This window comes from Sodalis sp. (in: enterobacteria), from assembly GCF_051710625.1.
GTDB lineage: Bacteria > Pseudomonadota > Gammaproteobacteria > Enterobacterales > Enterobacteriaceae > JBPESN01.
Genome location: NZ_JBPESN010000018.1, coordinates 11877 through 36369, shown reverse-complemented (window position 1 = coordinate 36369; position 24493 = coordinate 11877). Strand labels below are relative to the sequence as shown.

Below are 24493 nucleotides of genomic sequence, written 5' to 3'. Positions count from 1 at the left end.
TCATGGAAATCTGGGTGGATGCCGATGCCTGTCCGCGGGTCATAAAAGAGATCTTGTTTCGCGCCGCAGTACGGCACGAGATACAGACCACGCTGGTCGCCAATCAATCGCTGCCGGTGCCGCTGTCACGCTTTATCCGCACGCTGCGCGTGGCCGCCGGTTTCGACGTGGCGGACAACGAGATCGTCAAACGCGCCGCCGCGAGCGATCTGGTGATTACCGCTGACATTCCGTTGGCGGCGGAAGTGCTGGCAAAGGGGGCGCTGGCGCTTAACCCGCGCGGCGAACTTTACCAGCAGGCCACGATCCGCGAGAAACTCACCCTGCGCGATTTTATGGATACCCTGCGCGGCAGCGGCATCCAAACGGGCGGTCCGCCGCCGCTCGGGCAACGCGAGCGCCAGGAATTTGCGCGCCAGCTGGATAAATGGCTGCACCAGGTTCAGGCACGGCGTTAATATAGAGCACTCTTTCACAATTATTTATGAGAAGATAAAGTAGATTGTTGACCTTACGCAACAGCGCCGGCCGGCCATCCGGTCGCTGCCTTCTGCGCGGCCATCGATTAGAGTTATCATAATAATCAGAAAAAGCGTATTTCATTCTACGTCTTGTTGATGCAGTGTTATCCTAAAGTTAACCGTCACTTATGCGGGTGATAGTATTCAATTCATGGAGTAGAGAAATGAACCAGTTAGAAGGCCTGAAACAATTTACCACCGTCGTGGCCGACAGCGGAAACATCGAGTCCATCCGCCACTATGCGCCGCAAGATGCCACCACCAACCCATCCCTGATCCTGAAAGCCGCCAGCCTCACCGCCTATCAACCACTGTTTGAAAATGCGCTGGCCTATGCCCGCAAACAGGAAGGCACCCGCGAAACCCAGATTATCAGCGCCTCTGACAAATCGGCGGTCAATATCGGCGTGGAGATTTTGAAAAGCGTACTAGGAAGTGTCTCTACCGAAGTGGATGCGCGCCTCTCCTCCTATCGCGGCATGTGTGTGGCCAAGGCCCGCAAACTGGTTGCCCTGTATCAGGAACAGGGGATCAATAAATCCCGCATTCTCATCAAGCTGGCCTCCACCTGGGAAGGGATTAAGGCCGCTGAAGAACTGGAAAAAGAAGGGATTAACTGTAACTTGACGCTGCTGTTCTCTTTTTCGCCCAGGCGCGCGCGCCTGCGCCGAAGCCGGTGTATATCTGATTTCGCCGTTCGTCTGGCGCATTTATAACTGGTATAACCAGCGTAAACCGCTCGATCCGTACCTGGTGGACGAGGATCCGGGTGTGGTCTCAGTGCGCAAAATCTACGATTATTATAAACAGCACCGTTATCAAACCGATATCATGGGCGCCAGCTTCCGTAAAGTCGAATAGATTCTGGCGCTGGCCGGCTGCGATCGCCTGACCATCTCCCCCGCCCTGCTGGAAGAGTTGCATAAAGCCGACGCGCGCGTTGAACGCAAACTGTCTCCCTCCACCGAAGGTTTTCATCAGCCGGCCCCGCTGTCTGAACCGGAATTCCGCTGGGAACATAACCAGGATGCGATGGCCGTGGACAAACTGGCCGAAGGTATCTGTTAGTTCGCGGTTGACCAACAAAGCCTGGAAGATCTTTTGGCAGCAAAACTGTAACCTTTGGAGCATCTAATGACATCAAGAAAAGCGCTTGCCAACGCTATCCGTGCGTTAAGCATGGATGCCGTGCAAAAAGCCAATTCCGGCCACCCCGGTGCGCCGATGGGCATGGCGGATATCGCCGAAGTCCTGTGGCGCGATTACATGAACCATAATCCATCCAATCCGAAATGGGCCGATCGCGACCGTTTTATTCTGTCGAACGGCCACGGCTCAATGCTGCTCTACAGCCTGTTGCATCTCACCGGCTACAATCTGCCGATGGAAGAATTGAAAAACTTCCGGCAGCTGCATTCCAAAACCCCGGGACATCCGGAATACGGTTACACCGATGGCGTGGAATCCACCACCGGGCCGCTGGGCCAGGGGATTGCCAACGCCGTCGGTATGGCGATCGCCGAGCGCACGCTGGCGGCGCAGTTTAACCGTCCCGGCCATGAGATTGTCGATCACCATACCTATATTTTCCTCGGCGACGGCTGCATGATGGAAGGCATTTCCCATGAAGTCTGCTCGCTGGCCGGCACGATGAAGTTGGGCAAACTGGTGGCGTTTTACGACGATAACGGCATTTCCATCGACGGCGACGTCAAAGGCTGGTTCAGCGATGACACCGCCGCCCGTTTTGAAGCCTATGGCTGGCATGTCGTACGCGGCGTGGACGGCCACGACAGCGACTCCGTTAAGGCGGCCATCGAAAACGCCCGCGCCGTCACCGATAAACCGTCGCTGCTGATGTGTAAAACCGTCATCGCGTTTGGCGCACCGACCAAAGCCGGCACCCACGGCGCCCACGGCGCGCCTTTAGGCGACGATGAAATCGCTGCTACGCGCAAAGCGCTGGGCTGGAACGAGCCGCCTTTCGTCATCCCGGCGGAAATCTACCAAGGCTGGGACGCGAAAGAGGCGGGCAAAAAGAAAGAAGCGGCCTGGAATGATAAATTTGCCGCCTATGAAAAAGCGTTCCCTGAACTGACGCGCGAGTTCAAACGCCGTATGAACGGTGAGCTGCCGGTGAATTGGCAGGCGGAAAGCCAGAAAATCATTGAACAGCTCCAGGCCAAGCCGGCAAAGATCGCCAGCCGTAAAGCCTCGCAGAACGCACTGGAAGCCTTTGGCCCCATGCTACCGGAGTTCCTAGGCGGCTCGGCGGATCTGGCGCCCAGTAATTTGACAATCTGGTCGAAATCCACCTCGATTGCTGACGATCCTGCCGGTAATTATATCCACTACGGCGTACGCGAATTCGGCATGACGGCTATCGGTAACGGCGTCGCTCATCACGGTGGTTTTGTGCCCTATACTGCTACCTTCCTGATGTTTGTCGAATACGCCCGTAATGCGGTGCGCATGGCGGCGCTTATGAAAGCGCGCCACATCATGGTTTATACCCATGATTCAATCGGTCTGGGTGAAGACGGCCCGACACATCAGCCGGTCGAGCAGTTGGCCAGCCTGCGCATGACGCCGAATATGAGCAATTGGCGTCCCTGCGATCAGGTGGAAACCGCGGTTGCATGGAAGAAAGCCATCGAGCGCCACGACGGTCCTATCGCGCTTATTTTGTCGCGTCAGAATCTGGCGCAGCAAGATCGCACGGCACAGCAGCTGGCGGATATCGCCCGCGGCGGATATGTGCTGAAAGATTGCGAGGGACAGCCGGAACTGATCTTCATCGCGACCGGTTCGGAAGTGGAGCTGGCGGTAGCCGCTTATGAGCAGTTGCAGACTGAAGGCCGCAAAGTGCGCGTCGTATCGCTGCCCTCTACCGACGTTTTCGATGCGCAGGACGACGCTTATCACGAATCGGTGCTGCCAAAAGCGGTGACGGCTCGGGTTGCTATCGAAGCCGGCATCGCCGATTACTGGTATAAGTACGTGGGCCTTGACGGGCAGATCGTCGGCATGACCACCTTCGGTGAATCGGCGCCGCCGGAGGAATTGTTCAAGGTGTTCGGCTTCACCAAAGAGAACGTACTGAACAAAGCGCGTTCGCTGTTGAAGTAAGACTTCGCCTCACCTTACGCCGGCGACCCTCGTGTACCGGCGTTTTTGTGTCTTATCCCCTTACTCCGTTGCACCTAGTATCCCCTTGGCCGTTGCGCCCTGTATTCCCGAGGTATTGCTCACCAACGCTGTGACACGCCGCCGAGACCGCATTCGCCGTACCGGGTTTCCCTTAATGCGCGCCGTTCGCCGACACAACAGCGCGGGCCGCTCTGTATTGCGCAGGTTGCCGGCACAATGCGGGCGCTTTACATCAACGGCGCCCGGGTCACCCCACGCAGATCTATGGCAATCTCGTCGTCGGCCTCCCCGGCGTCGATGGAGCTGATATTGTGGTGAATTATATAGTTAACAATCACCCTATTTGTGTTGATATGGCCCTGAGAAACGGCGCAATGTTGGGCATCTTCCCCGGTGCGGTTTTTAACCGTGACGTTGATGCCTTCTGCCGTGAGCAACTGTTCGACGATGGTCTGGTTGCCAGCACAGGCCGCCATAGACAACGCGGTGTTGCCGTCATCATCTGTCGCGTTAATGTCGTCAGGACTTTTTGCCATCAGTTTCTGAACGAAAGGTAAATTGCCCGATTTCACCACCCTATGCAGCACCGTTTCGCCAAAAAGGTTCTGGAGGCCGGTATTTTGTCCCTTAGTCGCGAGTAAAGTGTCAAACATTACCGTCTTGTTGTGTTCGATCGCCAGCATTAGCGCAGTTTTGTACCATTTATCTTGCAGGTTAATCTTTATCCCTGGGTTATTAAGAAGTTGGTTTAGGCGGTAATTTTTACCCTTTCTGACCACCTCCATCAGCGGCCTGGAGCCGTTTACATCAGCAATATTAACGTCGACATCCTCACATTGAAGTAGCGGCTCAAAGCCCCCCTTCTTGCCATAGGCGGTCGCCAGCCACAGGGTGCTTTGATGATAAGCATTAGTGAGGTTGACATCGATTCCCGTGACATTAAGCAGAATTGAGCACAGTGTGGGGTCGGGCCATTGAGTGGCAATCATCAATGGGGTCCAGCCCCAGCTATCTTTCTGATTGATATAGTCCTTGGCAACATCAGCCAGCAGGGTCAACACGTCGGGACAACCAGCGCGTGCAGCCAAATGTAGTACGGTGGCGTTCCTGTCCTGAGTGACAACCGAGAGGCTGGCGTTATGGTTCAGTAAGCGCTCCACCACAACGAGGTGGCCATTATTTATGGCCAACTGTAGCGGCGTGTATTTATTTTCATCAAGTTGGTTGACGGCGCTGCCCGCGCGTTAAGCAGGCATCAACGCAATCGACACCCCCCTCCTTGGCGGCTTGCGAGAGAGAGAGGTAACGTCACGGCGGAAGCCGCTGCCTCGGCGCGTGGCCGGGACCGACAACGCGACGCGGTAACGGTTTTGCACTGCGATGCGGGGAGAGTCAGATTCAGACGTTCTGATAGATGTTCACAACCAATAACATAGACCGACTCAGAAGTCCTGTATGTCGTGCGTTTTTTTGTGCAGCGGCGCATGCCGGCGGCGCTTGCGCTTCGTCCGGGCGTGGGAGAAGGTTAAGCACGTGGTCCCGGTTGGACCGGCAGGGAAATACGGGTTGCCTTGGCGTGCGTCCAGCGCCCAAGGCGGATGCCGCGGGTGCGAAACTTTTGCTCGGGGGGAGGCGCTGTGCTTATCTGTTTGACGGTGCGCAACGCGCCAGCACCGCGCGGTGGAGGGTCATGCTGCCCTCGCGTAACGCTGGGAGGAGGCGGTCAGCGCCAGACCTATCTGGTTGCTGAGCAACAAGCCTATTATTAATAGCTACACCGCAATGGCGCAGTACGGGAATTATTTGCGTCATTTCTGGCCGCGGAATTGCGCTGCGCATTACCCGGATGTAATTGGCGGTTATGGTGGCTACCAATCTGACGGCGGTATAACGTTATTTCTGTAATCATCATGTCTCTCCTTTATTGACAGGGAACAATTGGTTTTATTAGCTATCGAATGCGCTAACAAGCAGGAACTATATCTTAATTATCGCCTTCCGGGGTGAATTAACACCTTTCCACGCGAACAATAAAGAAAATGATATAACAGCACACAACAAAAGAGATTATTTTCGCCATTAATAATAGCGGATTAGCTCGGAGAAATGATGAAAAACAACGGCAACAAAACACCGAAAATTGTTTATATTTTACTTCAATTCATCATTAAATTTAATGACTTTAACTTTTTACTTATTTTGTCTTAGTTTCCTAGAAAAAACTTCTGCGCATACATATCAGAACCGTCTTCTTATTGACAGCCATATTGAGACAGAGAGAAATAAACCGGCGGACGCCGCTATTTTTATTCTCATTGATGGCGATGAACAATAAAGGATAAACAGCGTTTACACTTTGCGAAGCAGACAATGCGTCAGAAATCGGCGCTGCCAATAATCGCCGCAGGGTTTTACCGGCAATGCCCGGGGGATAAAAGCTGACCCTCATCGGCATAGGTTGAGCAAGGCCAGGCTAAGTTGCAAAACGCCGGGGCGTCATTTTGCCGGGACGTTTCCACTGGACGGCGGGGGCATGAGATATCGTCATGGCGCCCATCAACATTGCTCGTCCGATTTTCGCTAGCCGATTAAGATAATTTGAATAATGATCGTCTTTTTTATTCACTGGCAGTAATAGCAGATTTTATGCTAAACGAATCGATTAATGCCGTAAAAATTTGATTTATTATTGACAAGGCGCGGGGTAACTTCATTAATGTCGAGGACATTCCGCGTTGATGCGTTAGTACATTCATGCGTGGATGCAGTGTAAAGCCGCTGAAGCGGGTTCGGTAATTGACGCTTAATTTATTACCAATAATTTTATTAAAACCAACAGAGCCGATGGTACAACACCTTCATCACGCCACTTATCGCCGCGGGTTATGCTAGGTAGTGGCTGCCCGGGGGCACCGCCTGCAGCGCAACGATCGCTGTCGGGTACAGGTATAGAGCGCGTATATTTGCCACGCTGGTCGTCCAGCGAGGCGTAATGAGAAAATATAATCGTTTCATTGATGACGCCTGTCAGCCATTTAATTGCGTCCTAATCATTAATATTCTGGAAAACGCTTATGCCTACCAGTATTGACCGCCATCGTAAAAGTATTGGGAATTATCATAATGATTTGCAAACAAGCCACTCGCCGAAAAGCGTTAAGCGGTCGCGCGGGTCTTCGGTGGGTAAATGTGCTCATCGCGATAATCATAGCGGCTATCATAAAGCCATGGCGAATATTTTTATTCTGGCGCTCCTGTCGGTACAGCTACAACTGTCATAAGCGCTCGGACGTCGCCCGGTCGCGCTGAAGGCGCCCAGGCGCGGTCCGCCGGCGGACCGCGCCCTCTTCAGCCAGGGGCGGGGCGATGGCGGGTGCGTGCGCTGACGCTGGATCTGCCCGGGGTAGCGCGATTCCCCCAACCAGCAGCGACGACGCCCACGGCGAAGGACTTAGACACGCCCTTCCCGGGGTCGAGAGCGTTCGCCCCTGCAGGCGGACTTTCCGCCGGTACGGGTTTCCCTGCTAACGGGAGGTCTTCTACTCATTCGGCGTCCCCCTTCAGCGTAACATCCCCTGCCAGCGCAGCCTTACCTTCCAGCACAATGTCCCCTCCTTTTACTTTTAGTACCGCGTTCTCCTTCAGTGCAGCCCCCCCTCTTGGGACTCTCTGCCCCAAAGCGATAAAGTCCGCCTAACGTCCCCGGCGCCGAAAAGGGTAACCACCGTAACTGTACAGGTGAAGCCGCAGCACGAGACTCCGGCGTCGCCGAGAAACGGTGCGCCCGCGCTGCACGAGGCGCAAAGGCAGACCATATTTACCCTACTGCTACAGCATCACCGGCTCGATCCGCAGGACGATGCTGTCTTATCGCTTCGACACCGGGTGAATCTGGTGGTGATGTATGCGCTGGAACTCAATCATGCCAAGGTAGCCCATGCATTGCGGCGCCAGTCACGGCTCGATGTTAATCTGCGCGATCTCACCGGCAATACGGCCTTGGCCATTGCCGCACGCAGGGGACGTACCGGCATGCTTCCCGCCCTACTACGCACCCCGGGCATTGAGGTTAATAACGGCAATAACGAAGGGCTGACACCGTTAATGATGGCCGAGATTCGTCATGATCACGAAGCGGTACGGCTGCTGCTGCTGGCCGCGCCGACGATTGATGTCAATCGGATGAACTACACCGGCGCCAGCGTTCTGCTGTGGGCGACCAATGAAGATCATCCCGCCATTTTGCAAACGCTGCTCCAGGCGAAGGGCATTAAAGTCAATCTTTCCGACCTGAACCTGCATACGCCGCTGATTCAGGCCGCACAGCACGGCCGAAGAGGGATGGTACGCCTGTTGCTGGCGGCACCGGGCATCGCTATCAATTTTGCCAATCAACAAGGTATAACGGCGCTGATGATAGCCGCTGAGAACGGCGAGGCCAGTATCGTGCGCACCATCGCTTCCGCGCCCGGCTGCAACATCGATGCGCCGCGTCACGACGGCGACAGTGCGCTGCTGTTGGCGGTCCGCAACAATCATCGCCGCTGCGTGGAGGCCCTGCTGAAGGCACCAGGAATTGACACTATAACCAGCGCAATCATCTGGGATTTAATGCCCTGTCGCTTGAACGGCGCGACCTCGCCCTCCGCTTGTTGAAATTGCCAAATATTAACGTCAATGATGCCGATCTTACCGGCTTTACGCCGCTGATGAGCGCGGTGGAGATCAACGATGCCGAGTTGGTAGATCAACTGCTCAAAAATCCGCTTCTTGACGTCAATTCGTCCTGTGACGGCGGCCTGAGTGCGCTTAGCCTGGCCGTCAGCCAGGACCGGTTGCTGTGTCTGCTGCGGTTATTGAATGCCCCCGGCATTGCCCTGGATACCGCTGACGCGTTTGGCGAAACCGCGCTGATGCGGGCGGTCGAGAGCGATATCCCTTTAAATGTCATCAATCTGCTGCGCGCGCCGGGCGTCAACGTGAACCGGCGAGATCGGCGCGGGCCACAGCGCTGGCCTACGCCGCGAAGCGCGGTAATGCGATGACCGTGCAGATTTTACTGGGTCAGGCGGGTATCGAAATCAATCGCGCGGATCAGTTGGGCTTCACGCCGTTAATGCGAGCGGCGCAGGGCAACCACCCCTTGGTGATAGCCGAACTGTTGACGCACCCCGGCACCGCGCTGAACCTGCGCAATATCAGCGGGATGAGCGCCCTATCGCTGGCGGTGGAAAGGGGACACCGAGGCGGTGCAACAGCTGTTGTCGGTGCCGGGAGCCAACATCCACTAGAAGGACAACGCCGGCCGCACAGCCTTGACAATGGCGCAGCACGGGCAATATCCGCGTATCGCGCAGTGGCTTGATCGGTACGACGCCGGCGAGGCACCGTTACGGTGACCCCTTATGCCGTCAGACCAGAAACGGCGGTACGCCGCCGTGTTCCCTGGCAGGCCGTTTCTAGGTCAATTACCTCTCTCGCCGGACAAGCTAATTGACCAGCAGAGCTGCATTATCGTTATCGCGTACGCTTTTTGATTACAATATGCTCAGCTGGCCGATGATTTATTAGCCTTTGCGCTAGCATTAACCTCAGACATGATTAACGACAATTGCCACTTTGCTATGAAAAAATAAGCCATCGCGGCATGGCCGTATATTTCTTCCCAGACAATTAAGCAAGCGCCGAGATAGCCATTTGCCATCGCCTGATACCTATTGCGCGTGCATGAAAATGCAAAAAAATTTCTACCGGCGCGGTTTTGGGATCCCCTTGCAGCGATGGCGGGCACCTCAGGTGCCGGGGCCAGACGGGCGGAGAGAGCGACGGGTACGAACCACGTACATTTCCCCGCCGTCATGACTTGGCTGCGCCAGCAGCCATATTATCTTTGGCGGACGATGTTATTATTATTTATTCTCGCCGAGCCCCTGGTCGCCATAAGAAAGAAGTTAATGCATCAGCGGGCATTAAAATTGCGATATAGTGCCCGGACATTTACCGCAACCTGAATACGCACAACGCAAATAACATGAAACGTTAATAGGAGAATATATGTTAAATGGATTATCTTCCTATCGCCACCATATAGGCCATACATCACCTCCACCCACCGCCCGCCGCCAAAAAAAACTGCCGCCGAACGTCGTCTTGCCAGGGGACCCGGCAAGTAAACGCCCTTCCGTCTTTGCCGATTCCCATAGTCATAATAAGTCTGTTGCTGCTAAACCAACTTAGCGCCGTGGCAGCCGCCCCTGACGCCCACACAATGCCCCAAACGCACTACCCGCGGGGCGTAGGGCCATACACGGCTTACGAACGGCGCCGGCGCCATCATCGTTGCCCGACCCTTTGGTGCCTGAGCCCTTTCCAAGCGAAGCGCCGTGGGGCATTCGCCCCTCGTCGTTCCGACAGCCGGCCTGAGTCGGTATCAGGCTGCCGGTGTTAAGATCGACCCCCCCGGCCGGCCCCCATCGAACAGCAACTCCAGCGCCCCACGCCGCGCAAGAAATGCCGCAATGCCCAGCGTTACGATGAGGAAATGTGGCGGCCTTCGCGGATTACGCCGCCTCTGCAAGAGACGTCACGTTGTCGCCCAGGGGTACGCTGGCATGCGGGCATACCCCAGCAGCTCCCCTCCCGCTATCCCTGCCGGAAGCGGCAGAACAGTGGGACATCACGCGTTAACACCTGGCTGCGCTCTCGCCCCGCCATTGACACACCAGATGCCCATGGTTTTACGGCGTTGCAACATGCCGTGCGCAACGGGCGCGCCGAGGCGGTCAATATTTTGCTCACCCACAACGCCAGTCTGTCGGTAATCACGCCAAACAGGGAAACGCTGCTGCATCTCGCCGCCATGTCGGGCCATCTTGCCGTGCTGGAAACGATGGCAGCCTACTGCAAGAAGGCCGTCAATCAAGCGGATAACGGCGCCTGGACGCCGCTGATGTGTATGCAGTACACCACGTTGACGCCAGGGTGTGTCAGATGCTTTTGAATGTGGCGGAAATCGATGTCAATAGCGTCAACCATCAGAATCGGACCGCGCTGTGGCTGGCCGCCGATACCGGCCGGATCGCCACAATGGGCGCATTGCGCTGCCGGGAGGATATTGACGTTAATCGCGCCGATAGGGACGGAGTCACGCCCCTGATGTGCACCACCGATAAGGGTAAGGTAGATCGGCAGGCGCTACTGCTCAACGACTTGCATATTGATGTGAACCGCCAGGATCAGAACGGCATGACGACGCTGATATTGGCGATAAAAAAGAAAAATCCAGCGCTGCATCTGGCGGTGCAGCATCGGCGCCTGTCCTATATCAGCGCTCTGGTGGCACAGGGCAATGAGGCAGTAAACGCGCTTAATAAGGCGGGAGACAGCGCCTTGCATCTAGCGGCCCACAATGGCAGGACGCCAATGGCGCGGCGTTTATTACAGACGGTAGACATTGACGTCGATAAGACAAATCATGCCGGTTTAACCCCCGCAATGTGTGCTTTATAGCAAGGGCATGATCAAATCGTTCGTTTGATCCTTGAGCATCGCGATCGACGCTATCGGAAACTACACTAGCGCAGCCGTAGCAGCAGCGGGGAGAGACAACCCTTCCACGCGTTGACATTGACCGCCTTGCGCCGGGCAGCGTTTGCGGCGCGGTGGTTAGTCCGCCGGCGACAACCAGCCGCGAAGCTGGGCCTGTTGCAATAACATGATGGTTTTGCCGTCGCAAATGCGGCCGTCCCACACCGTCGCCAGCGCTTCCGGGAAAGATATTTCCAAGACGTCGATAACTTCGTCCTCGACCCCGCCGCCTTCGCCGCGGCGCGAAGTATCGTCATATTCGGCGGCGAAGAAATGCACCAGCTCGGTGACGCCGCCGGGAGACATAATAAGCCGCAAACAGTTTTTCCCCGGCGCCGATCGCAAATCCGGTTTCTTCCATCGCTTCGCGCCTGATACACTCTTCGGAGGAATCCTCATCCAGCAACCCGGCGCAGGTTTCTATCAACATACCGTCGGCATTACCATTGATATAGGTCGGCATGCGGAACTGACGGATCAACACCACGCTGTTTTTCCCGCGGTGATAAAGCAATATTGTCGCGCCGTTACCGGGATCGTACGCTTCTCGCATCTGACGCTGACTGCCGCCGTCCTTCTTTATCAGATCGTAAACAATTTTACGCAGAACAAACCAATGCTGAGATAACAACGTATTTTCAATGATCTTAATCTTAAAAGACATAATTTTTCCGATGGTTGTTTCAGGAGGATAGCGTGAAAATGATCATAACCTAATACGCCCTGCGGTGTCAGGCCAGTCCGGGGGATCAGTTTTTTACAATATCTCCTTTATTTCTCCATGTTTTATCCGTAGCGGACGGGTAAAGTACAGGGCACCGGCGCGTCAGGGTTGCGCAGCGCCGACCACATAAGCTATTGCCTTGAGGTTATGACTGGATGGCTAATTTTTTTGTTGATCGTCTTATTTTTGCCTGGGCACTGGCAATTATTGTTTGCCTGACTGGCGTGATGACCATCATATCGCTGCCGATAGAGCAATATCCCCGGCTGGCGCCGCCGACGATTCGTATTTCCTCTAATTATCCCAACACCTCTGCACAAACGCTGGAAAATACCGTCACCCAGATTATCGAACAGAACATGACCGGCCTTGATAATCTGTTGTACATGACATCACAAAGCACCAATACCGGCCGCGCCACCACCACGCTTACCTTTCTCGCCGGGACCGATCCCAACGAGGCAATGCAGCAGGTGCAAAATTAACTGCAGGCCGCACAGCGCCGTCTGCCCCAGGCGGTGCAAAGCCAGGGCGGTGACCGTAAGCAAAACCGGCGACACCAATTTGATGATGGTGGCTTTCGTGTCTACCGACGGGTCCATGGATAAACAGGATATCGCCGACTATGTGGTCAGCCATGTACAGGATCCGGTAAGCCGGGTAAGCGGCGTCGGCAGTATAGACGCCTGCGGCTCGCAGTATGCGATGCGCATCTGGCTTAACCCCGATCAAATGAATAACTACGGCCTGACGACCGATGACGTGGTTTCAGTCATTGAGGCGCAAAATAGCCAGGTGGCGGTGGGCCAGTTGGGCGGAACCCCTGCGGTAGACAACCAGGCCCATAACGCCACCATCAATGCGTAGGTGCAGCATGAAACACCGGATCAATTCCGCGCCATTACATTGTGCGTCAATCCGGACGGTTCCTATATCACTCTGGGCGATGTCGCCACGGTGGAGCTGGGGTCGGAAAACTATGACTATTTAACGCGCTACAATGGCATGGCCGCGTCGGGCATGGGCATCAAATTGGCCTCCGGCGCCAATAAATTAGAAACCAACCTGGCGGTGAAAAAAAATCGCAGAGCTGGCGCCGTTCTTTCCCCACGGGCTGGAGGCGAAAATCGCCTACGAAACCGCCCCGTTCGTCAGCGCCTTGATCCGCGATGTGGTGAAAACCCTGTGCGAAGCCATCGTGCTGGTGTTTTTGGTAATGTATCTGTTTTTATAGAACTTCCGCGCCACGCTTATTCCCACAATTGCCGTGCCGGTGGTGTTATTGGGTACCTTCGCGGTGCTTTACCTGTTCAATTTCAGTATTAACACTCTCACCATGTTCGCAATGGTGCTCGCCATCGGTCTGCTGGTGGACGACGCCATCGTGGTGGTGGAGAACGTCGAACAGGTGATGAGCAAAGAAGGGCTTTCTCCACGCGAGGCAACGCGTAAATCCATGGAGCAGATCCAAGGCGCACTGGTTGGCATTGCGATGGTGTTATCCGCAGTATTCGTGCCGATGGCGTTTTTCGGCACCACCACGGGGGCAATATATCGCCAGTTTTCCGTGACTATCGTGGCGGCGATGGTGTTGTCGGTCTTGGTGGCGATGATACTGACCCCCGCGCTGTGCGCCACGCTGCTTAAACCCCTGGCCGCCGGTCAACACCACGGCCGGCGCGGTTTTTTCAGCTGGTTCAACCGCTGTTTTAATTAAAGCGCGCTTGCGCTATAAGCGCGGCGTCGCAGGCGTGATACAGCGCGCCACCCGCTGGCTGCTGTTATATGCGTTGCTGATGGGTGTAATGGCGTGGATATTTATCCATCTGCCGACCTCGTTCCTGCCCGATGAGGATCGCGGCGTGTTCATGGCACAGGTGCAATTGCCGGTGGGCTCCACGCAGCAACAAACGCTGAAAGTGGTGGAGAAGGTCGAGAAATACTTCATGACCCAGGAAAAGGACAATGTGCTGTCGGTATTTTCCACGGTAGGTGCGAGTCCCGGCGGCAACGGCCAGAACGTGGCACGCCTGTTCATCCGGCTTAAGAATTGGGAGGATCGCGCGAGCGTCGATCGCTCGTTTTTTGCCATTATCGAACGCGCCACGAAGGCCTTTAACCAGATCCCAGAGGCGAAAGTGCTCGCCAACAACCCGGCGGCCATTTCGGGGCTGGGCAACGCCGCCGGTTTTAATTTGATGCTGGAAGATCACAGCGGCATCGGCCACGATGCGCTCATGGCGGCACGGGACCAGCTGCTGTCCGCCGCCACGGATTCTCCGTTGCTGACTCGCGTGCGGCATAACGGCCTTGATGACAGCCCGCAGTTGCAAATCGATATCGATCAGTGCAAAGCACAGGCGCTCAGCGTTGTCGGTGGCTGATATCAATAGCACGCTGCAAACCGCCTGGGGTTCCCAGCTACCTCAATGATCTTCTCGATCGCGGACGGGGCAAACACGTGTACGTCCAGGCGGCAGCCAAATACCGCATGCTGCCGCATGATATTTATCGTTGGTATGTCCGTAACAGCAGCGGCAGCATGGTTCCTTTTTCGGCCTTCGCCAGCTCGCGCTGGGAATATGGCGCACCGCGATTAAAACGCTATAACGGCTACTCCTTGCTTCAGATTGTCGGCGAAGCGGCGCCGCGATGGACGAAATGGAAAAGCTGGTGCGCCAGTTGCCGGGCGTGCTCGGGCTGGAATGGACCGCCATGTCTTATCAGGAGCGGCTATCAGGCGCTCAGGCGCCCGCGCTCTATGTCATCTCGCTGCTGGTCGTATTCCTTTGTCTGGCGGCCCTGTACGAGAGTTGGTCGATTTCTTTCTCGGTCATGCTGGTGGTTCCGCTTGGGGTGCTGCGGGCGCTGCTGGCGACCTGGTTCCGCGGCCTGGATAATGACGTTTATTTCCAGATGGAACTGTTAACGGTCATTGGATTGTCGGTTAAAAACGCGATTCTTATCGTTGAATTCGCCAATGAGCTGCATCTGCGCAGCATGGCGCTGATGGAGGCGATACTTGAGGCGGCGCGGATGCGGTTACGGCCAACAGTGATGACATCGCTGGCGTTCGGGGGTATTGCCGATGGCTAGCAGTCAAGGCGCTGCCTCCGCCAGCCAGTATGCAGTAGGTACCGGCGTCATCGGCGGTATGCTTAGCGCCACCTTCCTAGCGATCTTTTTCATTCCGCTGTTCTACGTGCTGATCCGGCGGCGCTTCCCGCTAACTCCCGAGACGGCGCCGACAGTGTCGACAACCGTCAGCGACACGCAGAAGACGAGGCCCGAGGTGTGATGCCCGGGTTAGCGCCGGGAGCGTTCACGGGTGAAAAAAATATCTTTCTCCCCCAACCGATGCATCGTGCCGGATTTCCGGCACCGTTGCTGCGTGGATGCAGTCAGCAGCTTAATGGCGTGAGCACGACGGGGAATAAATTGCAGAGACCATTGCGTACCCTTTCAGATTAAGGGCAACCACGATAGGGCTGAGCACCTGAAAAAATAGAACCGCCGGCGGTGTGAATACCGTGCCCTGGCCAACACCCTCTTCTCGGTGTTGCCGCGAAACTTTATGCGCTTACCGGTACTGATATTGCTGCTGGTTGCGCAGCATAGCTTCCATAAAGTTGTTCCAATTGCCTAATTTTTTATTTAACATAATTACCTTATCTTAATCCTGGCGGCATTATACCCATCGCCCAATACTAATAACATTCTTGAGCGCACAAAAAATATAATCAGCAATGAAGAAAACGCAGAAAAGGAAATAAAGCGACACCAAAATCGGGCGCGCAGGTCCTGTGTTCAGTAAAAGTAAAATAGATGGCATATATTTGATAAGATATCTTTTAATTGAATTAGTAATTATAAACCCGGCAAATTAACTTGTTTGATCTGCGGTTACTAAAGCGGCGGCGCGGCTTTACCCCCCTGTGAGCCCGGCACGGCCGGTTGAGGCATAGCGACAACATTCAACAACCGCGCCGGCGTGGCGTTGTGAAGCGCTTCGGGACCGTCAATCAGCGTGTTGAGCACGTCCCCTAGGGTCTGCCTGGTGTCGAGAAAATCAATAAATAACCGCCTTCAGCTCTGTGGCGTAGCCAGTGGCGGCAAGGCCGCAGCCGGGTAAATAATTAATTGTAATTATCATTAATATACAAATAATTATTTGTGTCATCTATTTTTCCGGCTTATTATAGTTATCGCCATTAGACGATCGCAACCCCGGTTCTGAATCACTCGTTTTACCTGCAATGCGGGCCCTACTCACCCCTCCACGCTTTCGGGCCACCGCACCAGCGCCGACCGACGTCCGTCTAAAGGGTACCACCGTGCCCACCCTTTACCGGCCACAGTGCAAAGAGCGCATCCGCCGCTGGCACCGGCGTCGCACAAGCTGGCCAAGGCGCTGGATCCCGCCGTTTTTTTCCGTCATCATGGAAGCGTGCGTTCACCTGGGCGGGCGGAAAAAAGAGTCGGCAGGCGCTTTTTTCCCGCTTAAGGTAGCTTTTGGTATGTCCAACGATTTGCAGCACCCCGGAGTTACGCTTTACGGCATCAAAAACTGTGATACGGTCAAAAAGGCCCGCCGCTGGCTTGACGAACGGCAGGCCCCCTACCGGTTTCATGATTACCACAGCGATGGCCTTGATGCCGATCTTTTACAGCGCTTTATCGACCAGTTGGGGTGGCAGCCGCTGCTCAACACCCGCGGCAACACCTGGCGCAAACTTAGCGAATCCCAGCGCGCCGCGGCGCTGATGCTCAGCCAGCCGACGATGATTAAGCGTCTCCTGCTGGAGACCGCGGATTGGCCGTCTGCTGCTGGGTTTTCCCCCGCAAGCGTACCACGGCTTTACCGCCAGCGAGGTTTAAGACGTCTTGTCCCGTACTCGAACTCGCACAACAGTTGATCAAACGGCCCTCCCTCAGCCCCGACGACGCCGACTGCCAGGCACTCATTGCGGCTCGCCTGCAGGCGCTGGGTTTCACCATTGAATCGATGCCGTTCGGCGATACGCTCAATTTTTTGGCCTGGCGTGGACAGGGCCGCACGCTGGCCTTCGCCGGCCATACCGATGTTGTGCCGGCCGGCGATCTTCAGCATTGGGATAACCCGCCGTTCGAGCCAACGCTTTGCGACGGCATGCTTTACGGCCGCGTCGCGGCCGATATGAAAGGCTCGCTGTCCGCCATGGTTGTCGCCGCCGAACGTTTTGTCGCCCAGCATCCGCAGCATCAGGGCCGGCTGGCGTTCCTGATTACCTCCGATGAAGAAGCCGACGCTCAGGACGGCACCGTCAAAGTGGTAGACGCGCTGTTGCAGCATCACGGTCTGCGCTACCGCATTGATTGGTCGCTTTCCGGCCAGCCCTTCCTGACGGCGCGCGGTGAGCTGGTAGACTCGGCTGTGCGGGCGGTGGTGCATTATCAGGAGCTAACGCCGCGCCTGGAAACCACCGGCAGCACTCCCGATGGACGCTTTATCGCCCGTCTGGGTGCGCAGGTGGTGGAACTCGGCCCGGTGAACGCCATTATTCATAAAGTCAACGAATGCGTCAGCGCCGCCGATTTGCAACTGCTAAGCCGGATGTACCAGCGCATCATGGAACAGTTGATTCTATGATGGATGCCCTGACGGTTACCGGCCGCACCGACAAACACGTTGTTCCCCTGGAGCCGGGTCATCGGCTACAGTCGGAAGCGGCGGCGGCCCAGGCGGGGTTTTCCCTGCGCCCTGCCAGCAGTTTTCGTGACTTTGACCGCCAAATAAGCATCTGGAATGGCAAATTTCACGGTCAACGACCATTATTGGATCGACAAAGCCGGCCTCTTGATGCGCTTACTTTGGCGACAGGCGCACGCTGTGAGGCAATCCTGCACTGGTCGGCGCTGCCTGGCGTCAGCCGCCACCATTGGGGTACCGATCTGGATATTTACGATCCCGATTTGCTGCCTCCCGGCGCACGGTTGCAGTTGACGCCCGAAGAGTATTTGCCCGGCGGTTATTTCGCCCATCTCACCCGCTGGCTGGATCGGCATTTGGGGGACTAGGGCTTTTTCCGGCCTTACGCGCGCGATCGCGGTGGTGTGGCGGTGGAGCCCTAACACATCAGCTACCGACCGCTGGCGGACCTTGCCGCGCAGGCGCTGACCCCCGGGGTGCTGCTGCAAGCCTGGCGCGGCCAGAAGGTGGCGGGTAGCGCGTGGCTGGCGCCGCAGTTGGCGTATCTCTTCCGGCTCTACATTGACAATATCGATAAGAAGTAGGTCTATGGGATGGTTAGCGGATTATTGGTGGGTCGTGCTGCTGGTTCTGGCGGGCATGCTGATTAGCGGAGTGAAAGCACTACGCCGGGTGGATGCCACAAGCCATCTGAAAAATCGCTCCGAGTTGCCGCCGCATCGGGACAATAACGCGCAGTGGGATGAGGAAGACGACTAGCCGAAAAAGCCATAACGCTCTCGGTTTAGCGCGCCTGCTGCTGACAAATCCGTTGCCAGCGGCGCGTTAAGCGCGCATCTGCCGCTGCCATGGCCGCCGCCGTTTCCTACCGCCAGCGCGCTTTTTTCCCGCTGAGCGCCAACCGCACCGCCAGCGTGGTGTCCGGCATCGGCTGCGTCAACCACAGGCGCAACGCCGGTAGCGGCAGCGCGCTGCGGCTGGCTTCAGGCGGCCGCTGGGCGAACGCAAAACCCGCCACCGCCAGGCAGCGCCAGTCCTCCATCCTAAGATCCTGTTGCTCGCCGGCCGCCAGCCGACAATCGCGCTCGAAACCGTCCGCCGCCCGCAGCGTCAGTCTACGTCCCGCGTCGCTCAGGGGCAGCAGCGCTATGGCGCTGTACAGGCCCGCTGCTGGCCTCGCGGTGTGTCCCCATTCGCAACCAGCTGGAAGCCCGCCCGCTGCCATAAACACCACAGCGCGGCGGTATAAGCAAAACTGACCGACAGAAAATCGCGCCTCTCACCGGCAACCTGCTCTGCCGCCTTGGCAATCAGCGCCAGCCCGATACCGCGACGACGCGCTGTAGGCGCCGCGGCGGCGCTCGCCAGGCGCTTCCGTGCGGCCGCGCCAGCGATTGCGCCGCCGACTGCCCGACGGCCGACGGTAGCCCGCCCAGACGTCGTGCGCGAGGGGTGACGTCAACCCCCCCCCCATCAGCCCTGCCGCGCCACGTCCGGGCGCCGACGTTACCGATGCACCATCGCCCTGCCCGGCGGCGCCCGCATCCGTATTTTGCGGCGCGCCTTTGCCGGCAAGGGCCACTACCTCGGCGTCCTCCAGCAAGAGCGTTTCGGTCAGCCAGCGCTTCGGCGGATCATTCGCCGCCCAGCGCAACGACTCATCCAGCCTGAGCGGGTGCCAACACGGTAGCGTTTCGCAAAACTTCAGCAGGAATCCGCGCCCTGTGCCCTCATACCCCGCGACGGTAGTGGTCAGCAGCACATGGGAAAAATACCCCATCAATTGACGCAGCAGCGGTAAGGGCAGCGCGGCGGCTTCATCCACCAGCAGCCAGCGGGCGCTCCTCCCCGCCCGGCAGCGGGCCAATAGCGCATCGGGGGCGAAAAAGGGAGCGCCCGGGCCCGCGTAGCGGCGCAATCATCACATAGATGCCGGGCTTTGCCTGCGCCAACCGGCGCAACAGCCGGCCCTGATCGGCGGTGGGGCCGGCCGGGGACGGGGGGATGCCACGGTAGGCGGGACGCCAGAAGCGTTATCTGTGGCGCGCGATCCTGACACAGTAACGCCACCGCCGGATCCGCCGACAGCGCAGCGCGAAAATATCGGGTGAAATGCGGCATCGCGATCGGTTGCGGCTGTTCACTCCAGCGCAGCGAATAGCCATCCGGCAACCGGGGCCAACGCGACCAGAGCGGCACCAGCAGCACCAACCAGCTGCCCGCCACCAGCGTACCGGCCAGCGCCGCCAACGTATCCACCGCCAGCGATTGACGGGCATCGAACACCGCATGCAGAAACTTACGACCGAGCAGGGTTTTCAGCGCCGCCGGGCGGCTCTGCCGGTACCGCATTCGCTTTGCTCCCCCACCCATAGCCAGTCGCCGTCAAGGGCGTCGCCAAGCGCCGCCGCCTGTTGGCCGCACCAGCCAGACGCGCCGCTAATCACCAGCAAACGCCGCACGCCGGCTCGTTTCATTGCCGCCGTTTCTGCACCACGTAGGCCGGCCAGGTAGGGCGGCGGCAGGGAAGTCACCTCAGGTCTTGCCCACGAGCAGCGACAGCAGCCCTGCGGCAATGAGCGGCCCCACCGGCATACCGCGGAACAATGCCACCCCGAGCACCGTGCCTACCAACAGTCCGGCGACCACGGAGGGCTGGCTGGACATCAGCGAGACGCCGCGGCCGCCCAGCCATGAAACTGCCACGCCAATCACTATCGCCAGCAGCGATTTCCAGTGCAAAAAGGAGTGGAGGATGGTAGACGCCGACAGCGTACCGCTGGCGATGGGCGCCATCACGCCGATGGTAAGAATGATAATACCAATGGTTAATCCCTGTTTCTCTACCCAGAGAAAATACTGTTCCATCGGCGTAAGGCGAATAATTAATAACACCAGGATCGCCACGGTCACGGTATTGTTGTGGCTGATAATACCGAGCGCCGCCAGACCCAGCAGGATCAGCAGCGTCGGATCGGAAAAATTCATACACTGTCCCTGAAAAATTTCTTAACCACCGGCAAAAGTATCACACTGATGAATATCGCCACTGTCAAATCTGCGTTTAAACCAATGATAGCGCTGCTCTGAAGTGCCATGGGTAAAACTGTCCGGCACCACCCTGCCCTGTCCCCGCTGCTGTAACCGATCGTTGCCGATGGCCCGTGCGGCATTCGGGGCTTCCTGCGGATCCTGTTTGTCGAGGATTTGCTGCTGCATACTGTGGCCCCACACCGCCGGCGAAACAGTCCGCCTGCAGTTCCAGCTTCACCGATAGTGCGTTAACCGTTTTTTCCGGGGCGCCCTGCCGCTGCTGGCGAACCCGGCTTTCAATCCCGAGCAGTTTTTGCACGTGATGACCGACCTCATGAGCGACCACATAGCCCTGGGCGAAATCGCCGCCTGCGCCGAGCTGATTTTTCATGTCGTCGTAAAAAGATAAATCGATATAGACCGTACTGTCCGCCGGGCAATAGAACGGCCCCATGACCGATTGACCGGTACCGCAACCGGTTTGCGTCACACCGCGATACATGACCAGCTTTGGCGGCTGATAGGTTTTGCCCATTTGTTGGAAAGTCTGCTACCAGGTATCTTCGGTATAACCGAGGATCACCGCGATAAACTTGGCCGCCTCGTCGTCGTTGGAACTGATGCGGGGTTGCTGGCTCACCTGCGAACCCGACTGTCACGCCGGTAAGCAGTAGCGTGAGATCGACGTTATAATAGCCCGCTACTACCACCACGATGAGCAGCACGATGCCGCCTTTACCGCGAATCGGCAGCCGGAAACCACCGCCCCCCAGACCGGATGACTGTCCGCACCTGTCTTCCACATTATTACTTTCGCGACCGCCTTGCCAACGCACCGTCATCCCCAATTAAACGTTATTCATTTAATGATGAGGATAGCATATAACCCTGGACAGGCAGCGGTACTGCCGCCCAGGTAAACGATTGCGCAGTTAGTCCAACGTGACGCCGATACGCTTGGCGACTTCTTCATAGGCTTCGATAACGCCACCCAGGCTCTGGCGGAACCGGTCTTTATCCATTTTATGGAGGGTGGTTTTATCCCACAAACGGCTACCGTCCGGGGAAAATTCATCCCCCAGCACAATCTCGCCGTTAAACAGACCAAATTCCAGCTTGAAGTCCACCAGAATCAGCCCGGCATCGTCGAAAACCTTGCTGAGCACCTCATTAGCCTGATAGGTCAACTGCTTCATCCGCGCCAGATGGGGTTCACTGACCCAGCCGAAGGTGGTGCAGTAGAATTCGTTAATCATCGGATCGTGCATGGCGTTGTTTTTCAAAAACAGATCCAACAAGGGCGGATCCAGGACCAGGCCTTCCTCTACGCCTAAACGCTTTACCAGCAAGCCGGCCGCGGGGTTGCGCACCACGCATTCCACGGGCACCATGGCCAGTTTTTTCACCAGCACTTCATTATCGGAAAGCACGCGCACGATCTGGGTTGGAATGCCGGCCTCAGCTAACTTGGTCATGATAAAGTAATTTAACTTATTGTTAATCATGCCATTGCGATCGAATTGCTCGATACGCTGACCGTCCAGTGCTGACATATCGTTGCGGAACGTCCGGATCAGCAAATTCGGATCCTCGGTGGTATAGACCGTTTTCGCTTTTCCGCGATACAACTCAGCTAACTTTTGCATCTTTACATATGCCAGTGGCAAATAACGCTTTGATACAGGTAAAAAAGGGGGCCGAAGGAAGCCTCCTGTTGATTTAACAGGATGTTGACCGGCTGAATGCCGCCTGGAATACCGCTACCAGCGCGTCATTTTGCGATTGGGTCAGGGTATGCCCTTTCGGATCAGTGAACTGCAGCGTGCTGCGGTTGTCAAGGTCGCCGACCTGCAGTTTATAGTCGCCATTACGCAAATCAGGGTCTTTGGCGCCCAAATCGTCCCAGGTAGCGCTGCCCGGCGCGTCATAGATGACCGAAACGGGTACCCAGCGGATAGCTGCTATCCTTCACTTTCATGCCGATGCGCGACAACGCCGACGGCAGATGCGTCCATACGGTATTGTACGACGAGCGCACCACCAGCAGCGGCAGTCCGCTTTCGTCAGTGCCGCTTTGTACGCCCAGATCGGCAGTTTCGCCCTGGGCGATACGGTTGGCGCGATCGTCGTTAAGCTGCTGCAGCCCGCTCGCGACGCTGTTAAGCATCTCAACGGTATAGCGCTGTACCAGCGCAGGATCGGTAACGGGTTTACCCTTCTGCTGCAGGACAAGGGACGTTACCTGGAGCGAAGTTTGATAGTTTTGGGTCGCCAGGCTTATTTGATAGCGGCCGCTGTACTGTTCATCTTCATCAACACTGGTCCAGACGATCCAATCCGTATTCAGGCTCTGCAGCGCGGCCTGGCGTGAGGCAATCGGATAGCCTTTGCTTTGAACCACCGCCGCGACCTGCGACCACAGATCACGACCCTGGGCGTTATTTTCCAGCTGAATAACGGCGCTATTGCCGGAATATTGTGAACGGGAACCGTTCAGCAGCGCCAGCGGCTGCGCAGGGGGCCGAATATCAAGCCCTTTGCCCACGGCGCCGTTGCGCGGGACAGCGGGAATCTCATAATCGCCGTTCTGCAGGGGCAAAATCATACCGGAAGGGCTGCTAAGTGCGCGCAGCGGAGGCGCTTTCAGGTACTCTTCGTTTCCGTTTACCTGACGTTTATAGCGCTGATCGCTGGTACAGGCCGCGAGCAGCATGATAAGCGAGACGCCGACCACTTTCGCTACCTGCACCTTTTGCATTGAATAAGACATTAAATCTCCCTAAGAGTTACAGCAAACCCGCATCCGTTAACGCCTGTCTTACCACGCGGCTGCCCGCCTTGGTCAGGGGTGTCATCGGCAGGCGCAGGGTGTCGGTCGCCATTAATCCCAATGCTTTACAAGCCCATTTAACCGGTATGGGGCTGGGTTCAAAAAAGAGTTTCTGATGCAGCGGCATCAGGCGCTGATTAAGACGGCGCGCATCGACATAATTGCCGTCGGCCGCCAGGGCGCAAAGCTGCGTCATCTCCTTCGCGGCAACGTTCGCCGTCACGGAAATCACCCCTTTGCCGCCTAGTTGCATGAAGTCCAATGCGCTGGCGTCGTCGCCGCTCAGCAGCAGGAAATCGTCATTGACCAGCTCTTGGATCTGGCTGACATGGCTTAAGTTCCCCGTTGCTTCCTTAATACCGATAATATTTTTGATTTCCGCCAGGCGGGCAACGGTAGGCGGCAGCATATCGCAGCCGGTGCGCGCCGGCACATTGTACAGAATTTGCGGTAAATCGCTGCTTTCAGCGATGGCCCTAAAATGCTGAAACAATCCTTCCTGACTCGGCCGATTGTAATACGGCGTAACGCTGAGGCATCCCACCACGCCGCTGTCGTTAAAGCGGCGGGTCAGCGACACGGCCTCGGAGGTAGAGTTGGCACCGGTGCCCGCGATAACGGGAACGCGCCCGTCGCTGAGCTCAAGGGTCCACATCACCACATCGCCATGCTCTTCGTGGCTCAGGGTAGACGTTTCGCCGGTCGTTCCCACGGCCACGATCGCTGCGGTACCGCTGGCGACATGATAATCGATTAATTTTTTCAGACTGACCCGGTCGATGGCACCCTTTTCGTCCATCGGAGTAACCAGTGCAACTATGCTTCCCGTAAACATTGACCATCCCTCCACAAACAGGTTATTCATGGTACTTTTGTCACCTATCCAAAAGCAAGCAAACATCGGCCAGGTAACCTTGGCAGCAGGTTTTTTTTAGGGTTACCATGTAAATCACAACCCG

19 protein-coding genes and 7 pseudogenes are annotated in these 24493 nt (G+C 56.6%); 14 read left to right on the top strand and 12 right to left on the bottom strand.

The window, feature by feature from the left end; genetic code table 11:
- Window positions 1-2 precede the first annotated feature (2 nt).
- From ACTBDU_RS07035 to tkt, 3 genes and pseudogenes are all read left to right on the top strand, one after another.
- Window positions 3-458 (top strand): YaiI/YqxD family protein, encoded by a 456-nt coding sequence (locus tag ACTBDU_RS07035; protein ID WP_438805987.1) that lies wholly within the window; start codon window positions 3-5, stop codon window positions 456-458.
- A gap of 227 nt (window positions 459-685) precedes the next feature.
- A pseudogene (tal, locus tag ACTBDU_RS07030) lies at window positions 686-1589 on the top strand (transaldolase).
- A 66-nt stretch (window positions 1590-1655) separates the two neighbouring features.
- Window positions 1656-3650 carry a transketolase gene (gene tkt / locus ACTBDU_RS07025; RefSeq protein WP_438805986.1) on the top strand — a complete coding sequence of 665 codons (1995 nt, stop codon included), beginning with the start codon at window positions 1656-1658 and terminating at the stop codon, window positions 3648-3650.
- Between the two features lie 248 nt (window positions 3651-3898).
- Here tkt and ACTBDU_RS07020 read toward each other — a convergent pair whose 3' ends face one another.
- Window positions 3899-4663 carry an ankyrin repeat domain-containing protein gene (locus ACTBDU_RS07020; RefSeq protein ID WP_438805994.1) on the bottom strand — a complete coding sequence of 255 codons (765 nt, stop codon included), beginning with the start codon at window positions 4661-4663 and terminating at the stop codon, window positions 3899-3901.
- A 39-nt stretch (window positions 4664-4702) separates the two neighbouring features.
- Window positions 4703-4894 (bottom strand): annotated as a pseudogene (locus ACTBDU_RS07015) (ankyrin repeat domain-containing protein); the annotation flags it as partial.
- 1851 nt (window positions 4895-6745) lie between these two features.
- Between ACTBDU_RS07015 and ACTBDU_RS07010 the strand changes: the two are divergent.
- From ACTBDU_RS07010 to ACTBDU_RS06985, 6 genes are all read left to right on the top strand, one after another.
- Window positions 6746-6952 (top strand): hypothetical protein, encoded by a 207-nt coding sequence (locus ACTBDU_RS07010; RefSeq protein ID WP_438805985.1) that lies wholly within the window; start codon window positions 6746-6748, stop codon window positions 6950-6952.
- Between the two features lie 457 nt (window positions 6953-7409).
- On the top strand, window positions 7410-8327 hold the full coding sequence (locus ACTBDU_RS07005) for an ankyrin repeat domain-containing protein (protein WP_438805984.1): 918 nt from the start codon (window positions 7410-7412) through the stop codon (window positions 8325-8327).
- Window positions 8324-8716 carry an ankyrin repeat domain-containing protein gene (locus tag ACTBDU_RS07000; protein ID WP_438805983.1) on the top strand — a complete coding sequence of 131 codons (393 nt, stop codon included), beginning with the start codon at window positions 8324-8326 and terminating at the stop codon, window positions 8714-8716. The genes ACTBDU_RS07005 and ACTBDU_RS07000 overlap by 4 nt, the downstream gene beginning before the upstream one ends.
- Window positions 8713-9036, top strand: a complete 324-nt coding sequence (locus tag ACTBDU_RS06995; RefSeq protein ID WP_438805982.1) for an ankyrin repeat domain-containing protein — start codon at window positions 8713-8715, stop codon at window positions 9034-9036. The genes ACTBDU_RS07000 and ACTBDU_RS06995 overlap by 4 nt, the downstream gene beginning before the upstream one ends.
- Before the next feature lie 1176 nt (window positions 9037-10212).
- Window positions 10213-10671, top strand: coding sequence for an ankyrin repeat domain-containing protein (locus ACTBDU_RS06990; RefSeq protein ID WP_438805981.1), 459 nt, complete (start codon window positions 10213-10215; stop codon window positions 10669-10671).
- Window positions 10662-11180, top strand: a complete 519-nt coding sequence (locus ACTBDU_RS06985) for an ankyrin repeat domain-containing protein (RefSeq protein WP_438805980.1) — start codon at window positions 10662-10664, stop codon at window positions 11178-11180. The genes ACTBDU_RS06990 and ACTBDU_RS06985 overlap by 10 nt, the downstream gene beginning before the upstream one ends.
- Window positions 11181-11336: 156 nt before the next feature.
- Here ACTBDU_RS06985 and nudK read toward each other — a convergent pair.
- Window positions 11337-11922: pseudogene (gene nudK / locus ACTBDU_RS06980) on the bottom strand (GDP-mannose pyrophosphatase NudK).
- A gap of 215 nt (window positions 11923-12137) precedes the next feature.
- Here nudK and acrD point away from each other — a divergent pair.
- The 5 genes and pseudogenes from acrD (at window position 12138) to ACTBDU_RS06955 (ending at window position 18430) form a co-directional block, all read left to right on the top strand.
- Window positions 12138-15280: pseudogene (acrD, locus tag ACTBDU_RS06975) on the top strand (multidrug efflux RND transporter permease AcrD).
- 1036 nt (window positions 15281-16316) lie between these two features.
- Window positions 16317-16898 carry an ArsC family reductase gene (locus ACTBDU_RS06970; RefSeq protein ID WP_438805979.1) on the top strand — a complete coding sequence of 194 codons (582 nt, stop codon included), beginning with the start codon at window positions 16317-16319 and terminating at the stop codon, window positions 16896-16898.
- Entirely contained in the window at window positions 16895-17611 is a 717-nt protein-coding gene (locus ACTBDU_RS06965) for a M20/M25/M40 family metallo-hydrolase (protein ID WP_438805978.1), read from the top strand. The genes ACTBDU_RS06970 and ACTBDU_RS06965 overlap by 4 nt, the downstream gene beginning before the upstream one ends.
- Window positions 17608-18255, top strand: a pseudogene (locus tag ACTBDU_RS06960) (M15 family metallopeptidase). The gene ACTBDU_RS06965 and the pseudogene ACTBDU_RS06960 overlap by 4 nt, the downstream one beginning before the upstream one ends.
- 4 nt (window positions 18256-18259) lie before the next feature.
- On the top strand, window positions 18260-18430 hold the full coding sequence (locus ACTBDU_RS06955; protein ID WP_438805977.1) for a YpfN family protein: 171 nt from the start codon (window positions 18260-18262) through the stop codon (window positions 18428-18430).
- Window positions 18431-18536: 106 nt separating this feature from the next.
- Here ACTBDU_RS06955 and ACTBDU_RS06950 read toward each other — a convergent pair whose 3' ends face one another.
- From ACTBDU_RS06950 to dapA, 9 genes and pseudogenes are all read right to left on the bottom strand, one after another.
- On the bottom strand, window positions 18537-18896 hold the full coding sequence (locus tag ACTBDU_RS06950; protein ID WP_438805993.1) for a tRNA-binding protein: 360 nt from the start codon (window positions 18894-18896) through the stop codon (window positions 18537-18539).
- A 54-nt stretch (window positions 18897-18950) separates the two neighbouring features.
- Window positions 18951-19538: a hypothetical protein gene (locus ACTBDU_RS06945; RefSeq protein WP_438805976.1), complete on the bottom strand. Its 588-nt coding sequence runs from the start codon at window positions 19536-19538 to the stop codon at window positions 18951-18953.
- Window positions 19451-20023, bottom strand: coding sequence for a tRNA(Met) cytidine acetyltransferase TmcA domain-containing protein (locus ACTBDU_RS06940; protein ID WP_438805975.1), 573 nt, complete (start codon window positions 20021-20023; stop codon window positions 19451-19453). The genes ACTBDU_RS06945 and ACTBDU_RS06940 overlap by 88 nt, the downstream gene beginning before the upstream one ends.
- A complete protein-coding gene (locus ACTBDU_RS06935) occupies window positions 19990-20205 on the bottom strand; it encodes a hypothetical protein (RefSeq protein ID WP_438805974.1) in 216 nt (71 codons plus the stop codon). Before ACTBDU_RS06935 ends, ACTBDU_RS06940 begins: the two co-directional genes overlap by 34 nt.
- Before the next feature lies 1 nt (window position 20206).
- The gene (locus ACTBDU_RS06930) at window positions 20207-20659 is read right to left on the bottom strand and encodes a DUF441 domain-containing protein (RefSeq protein ID WP_438805973.1); all 453 of its coding nucleotides are present in this window, start codon (window positions 20657-20659) and stop codon (window positions 20207-20209) included.
- A gap of 21 nt (window positions 20660-20680) precedes the next feature.
- Window positions 20681-21540: pseudogene (gene ypfJ, locus ACTBDU_RS06925) on the bottom strand (KPN_02809 family neutral zinc metallopeptidase).
- A 96-nt stretch (window positions 21541-21636) separates the two neighbouring features.
- Window positions 21637-22350, bottom strand: coding sequence for a phosphoribosylaminoimidazolesuccinocarboxamide synthase (gene purC, locus ACTBDU_RS06920; RefSeq protein WP_438805972.1), 714 nt, complete (start codon window positions 22348-22350; stop codon window positions 21637-21639).
- 73 nt (window positions 22351-22423) lie between these two features.
- Window positions 22424-23474 (bottom strand): annotated as a pseudogene (bamC, locus tag ACTBDU_RS06915) (outer membrane protein assembly factor BamC).
- Between the two features lie 16 nt (window positions 23475-23490).
- Window positions 23491-24369, bottom strand: coding sequence for a 4-hydroxy-tetrahydrodipicolinate synthase (dapA, locus tag ACTBDU_RS06910; RefSeq protein ID WP_438805971.1), 879 nt, complete (start codon window positions 24367-24369; stop codon window positions 23491-23493).
- Between the last annotated feature and the right edge of the window lie 124 nt (window positions 24370-24493).